Annotated in this window: 15 protein-coding genes; 10 read left to right on the plus strand and 5 right to left on the minus strand. The window is 64.8% G+C overall.

Features of this window, described 5'->3' with window-relative positions; translation table 11 throughout:
* The first annotated feature begins 217 nt into the window (after window positions 1-217).
* The 6 genes from I6F17_RS04035 (at window position 218) to I6F17_RS04060 (ending at window position 5378) form a co-directional block, all read left to right on the plus strand.
* Complete coding sequence (locus I6F17_RS04035; RefSeq protein ID WP_225130402.1) at window positions 218-871, plus strand: hypothetical protein; 654 nt, start codon at window positions 218-220, stop codon at window positions 869-871.
* 208 nt (window positions 872-1079) lie between these two features.
* The gene (locus I6F17_RS04040) at window positions 1080-1706 is read left to right on the plus strand and encodes a PilZ domain-containing protein (RefSeq protein ID WP_225130401.1); all 627 of its coding nucleotides are present in this window, start codon (window positions 1080-1082) and stop codon (window positions 1704-1706) included.
* 97 nt (window positions 1707-1803) lie between these two features.
* On the plus strand, window positions 1804-2073 hold the full coding sequence (locus tag I6F17_RS04045; RefSeq protein ID WP_225130400.1) for a hypothetical protein: 270 nt from the start codon (window positions 1804-1806) through the stop codon (window positions 2071-2073).
* Window positions 2074-2367: 294 nt separating this feature from the next.
* Entirely contained in the window at window positions 2368-3408 is a 1041-nt protein-coding gene (locus I6F17_RS04050; RefSeq protein WP_035999770.1) for a PrsW family glutamic-type intramembrane protease, read from the plus strand.
* A 70-nt stretch (window positions 3409-3478) separates the two neighbouring features.
* Window positions 3479-4057 (plus strand): HdeD family acid-resistance protein, encoded by a 579-nt coding sequence (locus tag I6F17_RS04055; protein ID WP_036033428.1) that lies wholly within the window; start codon window positions 3479-3481, stop codon window positions 4055-4057.
* A 235-nt stretch (window positions 4058-4292) separates the two neighbouring features.
* Complete coding sequence (locus tag I6F17_RS04060) at window positions 4293-5378, plus strand: 3-deoxy-7-phosphoheptulonate synthase (protein ID WP_036033430.1); 1086 nt, start codon at window positions 4293-4295, stop codon at window positions 5376-5378.
* A gap of 61 nt (window positions 5379-5439) precedes the next feature.
* Here the strand turns inward: I6F17_RS04060 and I6F17_RS04065 are convergent, their stop codons facing one another.
* From I6F17_RS04065 to epmA, 3 genes are all read right to left on the minus strand, one after another.
* Entirely contained in the window at window positions 5440-5694 is a 255-nt protein-coding gene (locus I6F17_RS04065; RefSeq protein ID WP_035999808.1) for a hypothetical protein, read from the minus strand.
* Window positions 5695-5762: 68 nt separating this feature from the next.
* Entirely contained in the window at window positions 5763-6857 is a 1095-nt protein-coding gene (locus I6F17_RS04070; protein WP_225130399.1) for a lysine-2,3-aminomutase-like protein, read from the minus strand.
* A complete protein-coding gene (gene epmA / locus I6F17_RS04075) occupies window positions 6854-7906 on the minus strand; it encodes an EF-P lysine aminoacylase EpmA (protein WP_225130397.1) in 1053 nt (350 codons plus the stop codon). The genes I6F17_RS04070 and epmA overlap by 4 nt, the downstream gene beginning before the upstream one ends.
* Window positions 7907-8068: 162 nt before the next feature.
* Here epmA and efp point away from each other — a divergent pair, with 162 nt between their 5' ends.
* From efp to I6F17_RS04090, 3 genes are all read left to right on the plus strand, one after another.
* The gene (efp, locus tag I6F17_RS04080; RefSeq protein WP_028136595.1) at window positions 8069-8635 is read left to right on the plus strand and encodes an elongation factor P; all 567 of its coding nucleotides are present in this window, start codon (window positions 8069-8071) and stop codon (window positions 8633-8635) included.
* 45 nt (window positions 8636-8680) lie between these two features.
* Window positions 8681-10282 carry a M23 family peptidase gene (locus I6F17_RS04085; protein ID WP_225130395.1) on the plus strand — a complete coding sequence of 534 codons (1602 nt, stop codon included), beginning with the start codon at window positions 8681-8683 and terminating at the stop codon, window positions 10280-10282.
* An 81-nt stretch (window positions 10283-10363) separates the two neighbouring features.
* Entirely contained in the window at window positions 10364-11350 is a 987-nt protein-coding gene (locus tag I6F17_RS04090) for a DUF808 domain-containing protein (RefSeq protein WP_035999800.1), read from the plus strand.
* Between the two features lie 29 nt (window positions 11351-11379).
* Here the strand turns inward: I6F17_RS04090 and I6F17_RS04095 are convergent, their stop codons facing one another.
* A complete protein-coding gene (locus tag I6F17_RS04095) occupies window positions 11380-11883 on the minus strand; it encodes a cupin domain-containing protein (RefSeq protein WP_225130393.1) in 504 nt (167 codons plus the stop codon).
* Window positions 11884-11904: 21 nt separating this feature from the next.
* Window positions 11905-12384, minus strand: coding sequence for a carboxymuconolactone decarboxylase family protein (locus tag I6F17_RS04100; protein WP_225130391.1), 480 nt, complete (start codon window positions 12382-12384; stop codon window positions 11905-11907).
* Window positions 12385-12440: 56 nt separating this feature from the next.
* On the opposite strand from I6F17_RS04100, the gene I6F17_RS04105 reads away from it, so the two are divergent.
* Complete coding sequence (locus I6F17_RS04105; protein ID WP_225130389.1) at window positions 12441-12959, plus strand: MarR family transcriptional regulator; 519 nt, start codon at window positions 12441-12443, stop codon at window positions 12957-12959.
* Window positions 12960-12983: the final 24 nt, after the last annotated feature.

Consider the following 12983-nt stretch of genomic DNA (forward strand, 5'->3'; position numbering starts at 1 on the left):
CGTCAATGGACGGGCATGGCTCTATGTGGCAGCATCTGTTGATTAAATTCGGCTATTTGAACGGAGGTGGACGCCTATGGACCTGTTCTCATCTCTTTCACGGTGGAGAGAGCGGTTCGATTCCGCTAGGGAGCGCCAGAGGCGCAAGCCGCCGCGGCAGCATGAACCTCCGCGCCCCTCGTCTCCGACCAATGTCAGGTCGAACCGGTCGAGGCCCATGCCGCACAAAGCCGACATTGCAGACGTATCGCCGATGCCGGCGCTCCCGCCATGGCTGCGCCACCCGCGCCAGCATGCGCCGGACCGGCGCGCCAGGATGCTCGCGCACATGGCCCGCGCCCGATCGCTGCCGCGGCCCCAGGCCGATTTTGCGCCGATCGTGTCCGTGCCGGAGCACGGCAGCGTCAAAGATATTGTTTGCGACGCCATCGGCTACCTCGTCCTGTTCGGTGTCCTCGCGCTGCTCTTCCAGTCGCGCCTTCCTCTTTATTTCGCTGCGTTCCTATTCCTGACCGACGGCGAGCGCATTGAAGGCGCGCTGGCAAGGATCGGTGTCCGCCTCGAGCCCGAAACGATCGGCCAAGTCCTCGTCAAGCGCTTTGTATTCTGGTTCGGATGGTTCGCGTTGCTCGGCCCCTTGAAAGCCTCCGTCCCCGCCTGGTTCGCGTCTTGGATGCCTCCGACCCAGTCATGGTCTTCCCTGGCCGGCATTGCCATTCTGCTCGCCGTCGTCGAAGCATTGACGGCGCTCGCGCTGCGGCGCGCATTGCCGCGCTTGCGATGGGAGATCCGTCCGAACGGACTGATATGGACGATGATCCAGTTCGCCTTTGCCGCATTGGCTATCCTGGTGCTGTTCGAACCTCGCTAAGCGTCGCCGCGGCTTCACTGCGCTCGGCATGAGAACGTTGCCAGATTGCCTGCAGCACAAAGGGTCGTTATGCCGCGCTTCCCGCTGCTCTGCCGACCCGCGCCATTTACCGAAAGTTTACCCCAGCTCTTGGGCAGCGGTATCATTTGCTTAGAGTTTGATCGGTACCGTGGAATTACGGAATTACCCGAACCCCCGGTCAGCGCTCATGTCCATCGCAGACTTCCTGAGGCAGCGAGCAGTGGATGTTACGGTCAGCGGCAGCTACTCGCTGCCCCGCTGGTACGATTGCGAGGGCAAGCTCCGCAGCTTCGCCTGCCGGACCAAGCGCGTCTCGCCGTTCCGGATGATCGTGGACGTGCCCGTGGTCGGCAAGGTCGGCGAGCGCTTGACCTCCTACTTCGAGGATTTCGGCGAATTCCAGGGCACCATCAGCGCGACGCTGAAGGCGGGCTTCCTGATGGAGCTCGAGATGACGCGGGCGCGGCGCGCCTGGATGTCGGAAAAGCTGACCTGGCTCGAGAAGAAGCAGAAGGATGTCAATGTTCGGGACCTGCGGCGTGACGCGCGTTTCGTTCCACAGGTCTCGCACACCGTGCTGACCCTCGCGGACGGCAGCTGCCATCCCTGCTTCATCATCGACGTCTCGACGGCCGGCGTCGCGGTGTCCTCCGAGTACGATCCGGTGGTCGGAACCCCGCTTGCGGTCGGCGCCTGTGTCGGGCGGGTGATCCGCAAGTTCGAGCACGGCTTTGCGGTCAAATTCGCCGAAAAGCTGGACCGGGACGACCTCGTCCGCCTGATCGTCCGCGCGCCCTTGCTGAAGTCGGCCTGAATTCGCCGCCCTATAGCGGCCCCAATGCCGGATCAGCTTTTGCAGGTCTGTGCCTCGGGCCGGACGTCATTTTGCAGACTTGCGATCGGGGGACCGAATGGCAGTCGACAAGATCACGGTCGATAAGATCAAGGTTGGCAAGATCACCTGGGACAGGGTCGGACGGGTCACCGAGCCCGGACGCTACATGTACACGTTCGGCTGGCTCACCATCACCGCCGGCGACCTGGAGATCTGGAAACGATACCCGCAGGCCGCGTTCACGCTGGCGCAGAGTTCCGGGTCGCCCGAGTCCGCCGGCGAGGAATTCCATCTCGGCGCCTTCGACGTCGCACCCGACGCGCCGCCCGCGATCACGACGCACTGACTAGACTAAGGCCAGCAGCCGGCACGCTGCGCAGATGCGCCAGGAATCGAGGAATCCCGCGCATTTCCTTGAGCCCGCTTGTAAATCTCGATCCGCAGCGCACCGGGCAATCGTTGCGGTGACTGGCGAGCTTCTGCCATCATGCGATTGATTGCGCTCGCATTCTACTCCCACAATGAGCCCGGATGAACGGCAGCTGTCGCGCGGCTTCAGGGAGCCGACAGCCGGCGCATGACACATGGTCGCATCGCAGAACGTAGATAAGCGGATCAAGGGAACTTATTTTCGGCGCCAATGTACCTGATCGAAGCGCTCCCCACCGTCGTTGGAACTGCCGCTATCGCCCCGGCGCTGCTGTTGCTCTGGCTCGTCATCGCTGCCGAGGAACGCCCGGGGCCGCCGGCCCAGGTCTGGACCGCATTCCTGTTAGGGGCGGCGAGCATTTCGCTCCTGGGCCTCGCCCGCGCCCCCTTCGCCAAGATGATCGCCGCCCCCGACGATCCCTGGGCGGCGCTGGCGATGCATTCGATCTTCGGCGTCGCGCTGCCCGAGGAAGCCGTCAAGGTGCTCGCTATCGTGCTGGTCTCCTCGACCAAGCGACGCACCTTTGCCAATCCGATGGACACCGTGGTCTACGGCGCCGCGGTCGGCCTCGGCTTCGCCGCCTACGAGAATCTCGCCTACCTGGTCCAGCACGCCGACATGTGGCGCTCGCTTGCCGCGCTGCGCAGCGTCCTGACCGTGCCGTTCCACGGCGCGCTCGGCATCATCGCCGGCGCCTACCTGACCATCGCGCGCGCCGGCACGGCGCTTGGCGCAAACCGCCACCATCGCGATTGGGCCCGTCTCTCCAGCCGGCTGCTGATCTTCGGTGGCCCGCTCGCGCTTCATACGGCCTTCGACTTCCCGCTGCTGACGCTCCAGCGCATGCCCGATCTCGATCCGACACTCCGCATGTGGTTGGGCGCTGCGAGCCTGTTGATCGGCTTCGGCTCGATCGCCTTCGCCATCCGCCTGGTCCGGCGCGTCGCGCGCCACCACGCGCCGCGAACCGATGTCGCGCGCGAGCGGCTCAGCCAGCTGCGCCGGATGTGGGCGCTGCTGCTCGCCGGCGGCGGCATCGGGTTCGTCGGGCTCGCCTTCGTCCTGACCTCGATCCATCACTGGCTGATCAACCCCGAGCGCAACCTGACGCTGGCGCTGATTCCGATCGGTTTCGTCTCGATCCTGCTTGGCCTTGCGCTTCTGATTGTCACATCGGCGATCTACATTCTCGGCCGCAACCGCATTCGCACCAACGCGGAAGGCTTTTCGTCGGCGCCCGGCGGCACTTGATCCAACGCATGGCGAACGCGCGACAGGCCCACTAGATTGGGACGCAATCCTCTCGTTCCGGAGCCAGACGATGACATCGCCCGAGGAATTTGCCCGCCTCCAATCCGAGATGAACCAGACGGTCAAGGCGCACTGGAAGGCTTTTCTGTTCGAAGGGATCCTGCTTGCCGTCCTCGGCATTGCCGCGCTTATCGTGCCGCCGCTCGCCAGCCTTGCGACCGCGATCTTCCTCGGCTGGATGTTCCTGATCGGCGGCATCGGCGGACTGATCGCGACCTATTGGGCGCGCAGCACGCCGGGCTTCTGGTGGTCGCTGATCTCGGCTGCGCTGGCCGTGCTCACCGGCTTGCTGCTGCTGGCCCGGCCGATGCAGGCCGTGCTGACGCTGACCATCGTGCTCGGCGCCTATTTCCTCGCCGAGGGCGTCGCCACCATCATGTACGCGCTGGAGCACCGCCGTGAGCTCAGCGGCCGCTGGTCGTGGCTGCTGATCTCGGGCCTCGTCGACATCGCGATCTCGTTCATGGTGATCACGGGACTGCCGAGCTCGGCGGAGTGGGCCATTGGCGTCCTCGTCGGCATCAACCTGCTATTCGGCGGCGCCACCCTGATCGGCATGGCGCTGGCGGCGCGCAATGGCAACACCTGAGGCGCCTCGTCGCTCCACGTTCTGATTGGGGGGTGACAAGGCGCCAACGGCACGCTATATGGCCTTTCCATGATCACCGTCGCCACCAGCTATTTTTGGTATTTTAGCTACGACAGCTCGCTGGCGGCGGGAGGATCGCGCTCAATCTGAAACATTGCAGCAAACGTCCGAACAGCCGCCAGACCTGGCGGCTTTTTTGTTGGCCGGCAGGTTCTAGAACAGACAGGAGCCCGCCGTGCTGAGCACGACCGACGATCTTCGTATCCGCGAACTGAAAGAGCTGAGCACGCCGGAAGAGGTGATGCGGGAGGTCCCGCGCACGCTCACTGCGACGCGTGTGGTGATGGCCGCGCGCAACGCCATCCATGCCATCCTGAGCAATCAGGACGACCGCCTTCTGGTCGTCGTCGGCCCCTGCTCGGTGCATGATCCCAAGGCGGCGCTCGACTATGCCGAGCGGCTCGCAAAGCTTCGCGAGGATCTCGCCGATCAGCTCGAGATCGTGATGCGGGTCTATTTCGAGAAGCCCCGCACCACGGTCGGCTGGAAGGGCCTCATCAACGATCCCGACCTCGACGGCAGCTTCGACATCAACAAGGGGCTGCGACTCGCGCGCAACGTGCTCGCGGCGGTGAACAATCTCGGCCTGCCCGCCGGCACCGAGTTCCTCGACATGACGACGCCGCAATACATCGCCGACCTCGTCTCCTGGGCCGCGATCGGCGCGCGCACCACCGAGAGCCAGATCCATCGCGAGCTGGCTTCGGGCCTGTCCTGCCCGGTCGGCTTCAAGAACGGCACCGATGGCAATGTGCGGATCGCGGCCGATGCGGTGAAATCAGCCTCGCATCCCCATCATTTCATGGCCGTCACAAAGCTCGGCCGCTCGGCGATCGCCTCGACCGCCGGCAACGAGGACTGCCACATCATCCTGCGCGGCGGAGCTGAGCCGAACTACGACGCGGCAAGCGTTGCGTCGGCCTGCAACGAATTGACCAAATCCGGCGTCGCACCGCTGGTGATGGTGGATGCCAGCCATGCCAATTCGAGCAAGAAGCCGGAGAACCAGCCGCTGGTGATGGACGATATCGCCCGCCAGATCTCGGGCGGCGAGAGCCGTATCATGGGCGTGATGATCGAGAGCAACCTCGTCGCCGGCCGGCAGGATGTCGTACCGGGCAAGCCGCTCACTTATGGGCAGAGCATCACGGACGGTTGCATTGACTGGGCAACGACGTCGAAGACGCTCGAGCAGCTCGCCGACTCGGTCGAAATCCGCCGCAACATCCGGCGCGCCGGACTGCACGAGCGATCAGCGTGACGGATGGCGAGCTTAGGATGGCTCATTCCTCACCTCTCCCCGACGGGGAGAGGTGAAAGCCTCAGCAGCCGCGGCAGATGCTCTTGATCTTCTTGTCGAGCGCCTGGTTTTCCTTGCTGAGCGGATCGTTGGGATCGCTCAGATTCTTCTCGCTGGGCACATCGCTGGCACGCGGCTGGCGATGACCGACCGGCGCCGGCAACACCGACCCGGACGATGCGCCGCTTGAGGTCGATCCCTTGGAGCCGCCGGTCTGCGCAACAGCCGCGCCGCCAAGCAAGACCACGAGCGATACTGCCAGCATGATCTTCGTCATGTCCATTTCTCCATTCTCAAATCAGCGTCCAAGCCCAGCACTCAAGTCAGCGTCGATGCCATCGCCACTCATGCCTCGGGCGGATAGAGATGAACGTCGCCGCAATAGTCGACGATACGATAGCGCGTTTCTGATTCCGCTTCACTTGTCTCGTTTGCGGTATTTTTCACCGCCGACACGTAATTCGGACCCACCGGCGACTTGCCGGCACCGCCGGGAATGTCGATGACATAGTCCGGCTGACACAGGCCCGACACCCGCCCGCGCAACTGCCGCATCAAGGCCTGTCCCTCTGCCAACGTCGTGCGCAGATGCGCCGTTCCCGGGGCGAGATCGCCATGGTGCAGATAATAGGGCTTGATCCGGCATTCGACGAAAGCTCGCATCAAATCCGAGAGAGCGGCGATGTCGTCATTGACGCCGCGCAAAAGCACGGACTGGCTCACCAGGGGAATTCCAGCATCGACGAGCCGCGCGCAGGCATCGCGCGCGGCCCCCGTCAGTTCGCGCGCGTGATTGACGTGTATCGCGACCCAGGTGGCCGCGCCCGCAACCTTCAGGGCTGCAACCATTTCCGCGCTGACGCGCGCGGGTTCGGCCACCGGGACACGGGTGTGGAGACGGATGATCTTGACGTGATCGATGGCCGCAAGGTCGGCCATGATCTCGCTCATCCGCCGGGGCGACAGCATCAGGGGATCGCCGCCGGTCAGGATCACTTCCCAGATCTCGTCATTCGACCGGATGTAGTCGATCGCGGTGCGATAGGCGCTCTCCGACAGCGCATTCTCCTTGCCGGGCCCGACCATCTCGCGGCGGAAGCAGAAGCGGCAATAGACCGCGCAGACGTGCACGAGCTTGAACAACACCCGGTCGGGATAGCGGTGCACGATTCCCGCCACCGGCGAATGCGGGTGATCGCCGATCGGATCGGCATTCTCGCCCGGCTGCGCCTCGAGCTCGGCCGAAACAGGAACGAACTGCCGCGAGATGGGATCGTCGGGATCCGTCGCGTCGATCAGCCCGACCAGATCCGGCGTGATCGCCACAGCATAGCGCGCGGCGACGCGTTCGAGCGCCGGCAGCGCCGATGCGGGGACCAGGCCCTCGGCTACCAGCTCGGCAGGTTCGCGCAGAGTGCGTGCAAGGTTCGTCTTTGTCATCTCTCATCCGCAGGCGGTGTCCACACCACCTGATCAATTCGTGTGGCGCCGCTCGCCAGCATCACCAGCCGGTCGAAGCCGAGCGCGACACCGCTCGCCTCCGGCATTGCGGCGACCGCCGCCAGAAAATCCTCGTCTAGCGGATAGGCTTCGCCGTAGCGGCGCTGCTTCTCCGTCATGGATTCCGTGAAGCGTTTGCGCTGCTCCCCGGCATCGGTCAGCTCTCCAAAGCCGTTGGCGAGCTCGACGCCGCAGGCATAGATCTCGAAACGTTCGGCGACCCTCGGATCGTCCGTCTTCACCCGCGCCAGCGCCGCCTCTGGAGATGGGTATTCGAACAGGATGGTCAAACGCCCCTGCCCCAGATGTGGCTCGACGTGTTCGACCAGCATCTTGCTGAAGATGTCGGACCAGGTGTCATCCTCGGCGACACGGACCTTCCCGGCTGCCGCAGCGGCAAGCGCCGCACGGTTACCCTCGCCGCCCGAGATTGTCGACAGCAGGTCGATGCCGGCGAACTGCGCGAAGGCGCCCGCGACCGTCAGGAGCTCCGGCTCGGCGAAGGGATCGGCGGTTCGGCCGCGGAAGGAGAAGGTCCCGATCCCGGTCGCCTGCGCCGCCCGGGCGATCACGACGACGCAATCGGCCATGATGGCATCATAGGGCGCTCCCGCCCGGTACCATTCCAGCATGGTGAACTCGGGCAGATGCAGGTCGCCGCGCTCGCGGTCCCGGAACACCCGTGCGAACTCGAAAATCCGCGTCTCGCCCGCCGCCAGCAGCTTCTTGCAGGCGAATTCGGGCGAGGTGCGCAGGTATCGGCTGGCCCGGCTGCCGTCGGGCCGCATGATCTCGGTCCGGGGGGCGTGCAGATGGGTCTCGTTGCCTGGAGAGACCTGGAGAACGGAGGTTTCGACCTCCACAAACCCCTGTTCGGTGAAAAACCCCCGCAAAGCTCCGGTCACGGCGCCCCTGGCCTGGAGGAACGGCCGTCGGTCGAGGTGGCGCGCGGGCGACCAAAACGGCGACATCGGCTTGTCCCCAGCCATCAACCGACCGCCCCAGCCGGCAGCAAAATGCTGGCATCCAACGGCAAAATCAGTATGTTGCGGCCCGAAACGGGTGCCGAGGTCCGATTTGAGGCCCCAAGTCCCCCAGCAATTCGACCACGTCCTGGCTGGTGCCGGGCCAAGCAAGCAGGAAATACAGCTTTGAGAGTCATCGCCAGTTCTATTCGCAAGGGCAACGTGATCGAGCAAGACGGCAAGCTCTATGTCGTCGTGAGCGCCGAGAACATCCATCCCGGCAAGGGAACCCCGGTCAGCCAGATCGAAATGCGCCGAATCTCGGACGGGGTAAAGATCTCGGAACGCTACAAGACCACCGACCAGGTCGAAAAGGCCACCATCGAAGAGCGCAACTACACCTTCCTTTACGAAGATGGCGATGGCTACCACTTCATGAACCCCGAGACCTACGACCAGGTTCAGGTTTCCAAGGACGTCGTCGGCGACGCGGCCGCGTATCTCCAGCCGGACATGACCGTCAAACTGTCGATGCATGACACCAATCCGGTGTCGATCGCACTGCCGCAGCGCGTGACGCTGGAAGTGGTGGAGACCGAGCCGGTGACCAAGGGCCAGACCGCCTCCTCCTCTTACAAGCCGGCGGTGCTGTCCAACGGCGTGCGCACCACCGTGCCGCCGCACATCTCGGTCGGCACGCGCATTGTGGTGATGACCGAAGACGGCTCCTACTCCGAGCGTGCCAAGGACTAAACGAGCCATCGAGGATCGGAACAGGTACCGCCGGGGGGCGAAGCAGTGGGCAGGAACAGTCTCCGCTTCGTCTCGCTTCTCCTGGCGTTGCCGTCGCTCCTCGTTGCTGCACCGATCGCTGCGGATGAATTCCGCAGCCCCTCGCTGACGGCCCTGCGCATCGAGTGGCGCGCGGCGCTCGACCAGCTTCGCAGCGAGATCAACAGCCATCCGCAAATTGCGGGCGACTTCATCTTCGCACCGCGCCGTTCGGTGCCGCGCTACGATCCGCGCGCGATGCCGGCACTGGTGCAGCTCAACGCGGTCTCCTCGCGCTTCTTCACCGGCATTACCCGAAGTCCCGTCCCCGTGCTGCTGCCGTTCGACGCCGCCGCGTATCTCGACGCGCAGCGCAGCGGCGCGCCGGCGACGCTCGCGTTGTCGCGCTACCAGGCCGACTTCAATCCCGTGGACATGTTCGATGCCGGGCCAGCCGGCTACAGCGCGACCTTCTCGCTCGATCCGGGTGCCGGTGACGGCATGCCGAGCCGGGTCTACGCAAGGCCTGTCGAGGTGCAGATCACGGGCTCGGCGCTGCTCTACGACATCGCCGATCCGGCCGGGGGCAAGGGCGAGCCAGTCAAGCCGCTCGCCGCAACCTACCCGGATCTACGCAGGTTCATCCGGGAAGGCTATGTGCGCTACGCCTTCACCCGCTTCGGCGCCACCTATGTGGTCTCGATCCAGTGCCTCGACAGTGTCGCGAGGCCACGGCGGCTCGCCTGCAAGGAGGCCTATCCGGTCGCCGAGCGCTTCCTGAAGGCACTGCGCGTCGCAGGCGGCCAGCGCATGCGGCCCCTGACGGACGTTGCCTCCAACATCATCGATCGCCCCGCGGTGCGTTCACCGGATTTCAGCTACCGGCCGAGCGGCGACATCATTCCGAACACCGGTTACCGCAAGCAGGGCGGTCATCCCGACGCCATGGCTTATGCCCAGATCCGCTTTCCCTTGGAGAAGGCGCCCGCCTTCGTGCGCTCCCAATCCTTCGGCAAGCGCGACAAGAGCGAAGGCCCGACCGCTTATCCCTGGCGCGACAATTTCTGCGAGTCGCGTAGTTTCGAGGTGTGGCAATGCGGCGGAGGTTTCGGCCACCAGGGCGAGGACATCCGCGCCGCCGACTGCCCGCCGCCCGGCGAAGGCCGCGAGCCCTGCGATCCCAAGCGGCGCGGCGTCGTCGCCGTGCGTGACGCAATCGTCATCCGTGGCGCCAAGGACCAGGCCGCAACGCTTCAGGTCAATAGCCGCACCGAGCACATTCGTTTCCGCTACATGCACATGAATCCGCATGCGATGAACGCCGATGGCGTGCTCAACGGCCGCATCGTCACCGAAGGCGAGAAGATCGGCGTGATCTCGAACTACCTCGACCGTCCCGCCGGAACCTCGATGCACCTGCATTTCGACGTCCAGGTGTTCACCCGCGATGGCTGGATCTGGGTCAGCCCCTACGTGACGCTGGTCTCGGCCTATGAACGGCTGATCCGCGCGCGCGGCCGCGAGATCGGCCCGGAGATCGCGGTCACGGCGCAGCCGGTGGCCCATACTCTGCCGGAAGACGTGCTCAAGCCTGACTTGCGCGAGGGAGCGGGCGGCGAGGAGAACTGACAGCGTACTGGTTCGTTGCTGGAGCGGGCAGGACGCATCTGGTCGCGCACTCCCCCCGCTCGAACGAAGAAGGATGGGTTGATGAGTGTCGGACTGATCGGTCTTCTCGACGATATCGCGGGGATCGCAAAGGTGGCTGCAGCCTCGCTCGACGATGTCGCTAGCCAGGCAGCCAAGGCAGGCACAAAGGCGGCTGGCGTGGTCATCGACGATGCGGCGGTCACGCCGAACTACGTCATCGGTTTCGCTTCGAAACGCGAGCTGCCGATCGTCGGCAAGATCGCGGTCGGATCGCTACGCAACAAACTGCTGATCTTGCTGCCGATTGCCCTGCTGCTCGGCTACTTCCTTCCCGCTGCGGTCACGCCGCTGCTGATGCTGGGCGGCGCCTTTCTCTGCTATGAAGGCGCCGAAAAGGTGCTCGAAGCCGTGATGCCGCATCATGCGCACCAGCACGAAGCTCAGCTTGAGCCGATTGCATTGAATGCCCAGTCGGTCGAGGACGAGAAGGTCGCTGGCGCCATCAAGACGGATTTCATCCTGTCGGCGGAGATCATGGCGATCACGCTGGCGGCCCTCCCGGCGGGCAGCATCTGGACGCAGGCGCTGGTGCTGGCGCTGGTCGGCCTCTTCATCACCGTTGGCGTCTATGGCGTGGTGGCCCTGATCGTGAAAGCGGACGATGCCGGCATCGCCCTCGCGCGGTTCGACGGCGCCTCGCTCGCCGGCGGCGCGATCCGATTGCTTGGGCGCGCGCTCGTCCGCGGCATGCCCGTTTTCCTGGCGGTGCTGAGCACGATCGGCACCGCCGCCATGATCTGGGTCGGCGGTGGCATCATCCTGCACGGCATCGAGAAGTACGGCCCACCTGCGATCGGCCACACCGTCCATGCCATAACCGAGGCTGCCGCACATCTCCTTCCATCCGTTGCCGGCATCGTCGAATGGTCGGTCGAGGCAGCCATCTCGGGTGCGCTTGGACTGCTCGTCGGCGCGGTTGCCATTCCGGTCGTCCAATACGGACTCGCGCCGGCCTGGAAGCGGTTGAGGCGATCGCGATCGGCCTGAGCACGGCCATTGCGGATGACGCGCGCAGCCTATTCCAGGAACGTCGTCAGCTGCGCGCCCTCGTCCGCCACGAACACCGCGATCAGTTCCGCCGGCTCGGTCATGCTGGCATTGGCCGAGACCAGATGCGTCGAGCCCGGCGGTTCGAAGAAGGACTGGCCGACGCCGAACGTCTCGACCGGGCCGCCGCCGAGCTGCGAGCGGATCTCGCCTTTGGTGATGTAGGCGGTGACGGAGCCGGAGTGACGATGCGGCCGCGAAAACCCGCCCGGACCGTAGGACACACGCACGATGGTCACGCGTTTGCCGGGCACGTTCGGAAGCGCGTAGGAGCCGATCGGCTCAACCTTGTCGAGCGGCGAGCCTTCCGCCGCCGTCGCGCAGAGCGGCGCGAGGGCGCTGGACACGCTGTCGATCGTCACCGGCAGAGCTTTGCCGATTGCCAGCGCGCAGACTAATCCTGCGATGACGGCGAACGCCGTCGAACGTGACTGCAACGGGTACTGCACGGCCGAAAGGCTCAAGGCTGTCATCGTGATCTTCCCTTCTCTCCGTCAGGACGAAGCTGCAACGGCGGCCGCCGGCCGCTGTGCAGGCGTCCAGCGAAACGCCGCGCCAAACCGGTTCCAGACGTTGATGGAGGCGACCGCCGAGGTCAGGTACGTCAGTTCAGTTTCGGAGAATTCGCCGGACGCTTCCGCGTAGACCTCCTCGCTGACGCCGTCCGGCAGACAGGTCAGCGCCTCGGCCCAGGCGAGCGCAGCCCGCTCGCGCGGCGAAAAGATCGGCGCCTCGCGCCAGACCGCGAGCAGATGAAGCTTGTCGAGGGGAACGCCGATCCGTTCCGACAGCAGGACGTGGTGTTGCACACAGAACGCGCAGCCGTTGATCTGCGAGGCGCGCAGCTTGACCAGCTCGAGCAGTTGCTTGTCGAGGCCGGCCTTGGCCGCAAGCTGGCCCAGCGCCAGCACCAGATCAAACGCATCGGGCGCGATCCGCTTGAAATCTTCGTATTCGCTGCGGGCGTGTGCCATTGCCATTCACCTCGGCTTATTATAAGAGCTCGGATACATTATAAGAGCTCTTATATATGTCGCGCAAGTCGAATGTCATGACATCGCAATCGGGCCGCAAGGCCGTTGCAGCCGGCGCGGTGCATGTCCCGGCACCGGGCGAAGGCAAGCGCGGCGAGCAAGGCTATCTCGGCTACTTGCTGCGCCAGGCTCACGCCGCGGTTCGCCTGACGATGGAGCGCACGCTCGCCGATCTCGGCGTGACCTCGCCGCAATTCGCGGTGCTGACGATGCTGAACGCCTATCCGGGCTTGTCGGGGGCCGATGTCGCCCGCCTCACCTTCCTGACGCCCCAGACCGTGGGCGTCATCATCCGCAATCTCGAACGCGACGGCGCGATTGCGATGACGCCTCATCCCGTTCACGGCCGCATCCAGCAATGGACGCTGACGCCGCGCGGCGCGACGCTTCTGAAGGCGTGCCGGCAGCGTGTGCTCGAATTGGAGAAGCGGCTCGCTCGCAATTTGGATTCAAAGGCGGAAACCACGATCCGGCGTTGGCTTGCCGGAATCGCGGCTGAGCTTAAGGAGGACTAGGCGACCGGCATTCGCCTGCTGACG

It is taken from the genome of Bradyrhizobium sp. NBAIM18, from assembly GCF_020193825.1.
GTDB classification, from domain to species: Bacteria; Pseudomonadota; Alphaproteobacteria; order Rhizobiales; family Xanthobacteraceae; genus Bradyrhizobium; species Bradyrhizobium yuanmingense.

Coding starts and splice junctions, on each gene's coding strand:
- I6F17_RS04035 (WP_225130402.1), top strand. CDS start 218: ATGCCGCACAAAGCCGACATTGCAGACGTATCGCCGATGCCGGCGCTC.
- I6F17_RS04040 (WP_225130401.1), top strand. CDS start 1,080: ATGTCCATCGCAGACTTCCTGAGGCAGCGAGCAGTGGATGTTACGGTC.
- I6F17_RS04045 (WP_225130400.1), top strand. CDS start 1,804: ATGGCAGTCGACAAGATCACGGTCGATAAGATCAAGGTTGGCAAGATC.
- I6F17_RS04050 (WP_035999770.1), top strand. CDS start 2,368: ATGTACCTGATCGAAGCGCTCCCCACCGTCGTTGGAACTGCCGCTATC.
- I6F17_RS04055 (WP_036033428.1), top strand. CDS start 3,479: ATGACATCGCCCGAGGAATTTGCCCGCCTCCAATCCGAGATGAACCAG.
- I6F17_RS04065 (WP_035999808.1), bottom strand. CDS start 5,694: ATGACGAAGATCATGCTGGCAGTATCGCTCGTGGTCTTGCTTGGCGGC.
- I6F17_RS04070 (WP_225130399.1), bottom strand. CDS start 6,857: ATGACAAAGACGAACCTTGCACGCACTCTGCGCGAACCTGCCGAGCTG.
- epmA (WP_225130397.1), bottom strand. CDS start 7,906: ATGGCTGGGGACAAGCCGATGTCGCCGTTTTGGTCGCCCGCGCGCCAC.
- I6F17_RS04090 (WP_035999800.1), top strand. CDS start 10,364: ATGAGTGTCGGACTGATCGGTCTTCTCGACGATATCGCGGGGATCGCA.
- I6F17_RS04095 (WP_225130393.1), bottom strand. CDS start 11,883: ATGACAGCCTTGAGCCTTTCGGCCGTGCAGTACCCGTTGCAGTCACGT.
- I6F17_RS04100 (WP_225130391.1), bottom strand. CDS start 12,384: ATGGCACACGCCCGCAGCGAATACGAAGATTTCAAGCGGATCGCGCCC.
- I6F17_RS04105 (WP_225130389.1), top strand. CDS start 12,441: ATGTCGCGCAAGTCGAATGTCATGACATCGCAATCGGGCCGCAAGGCC.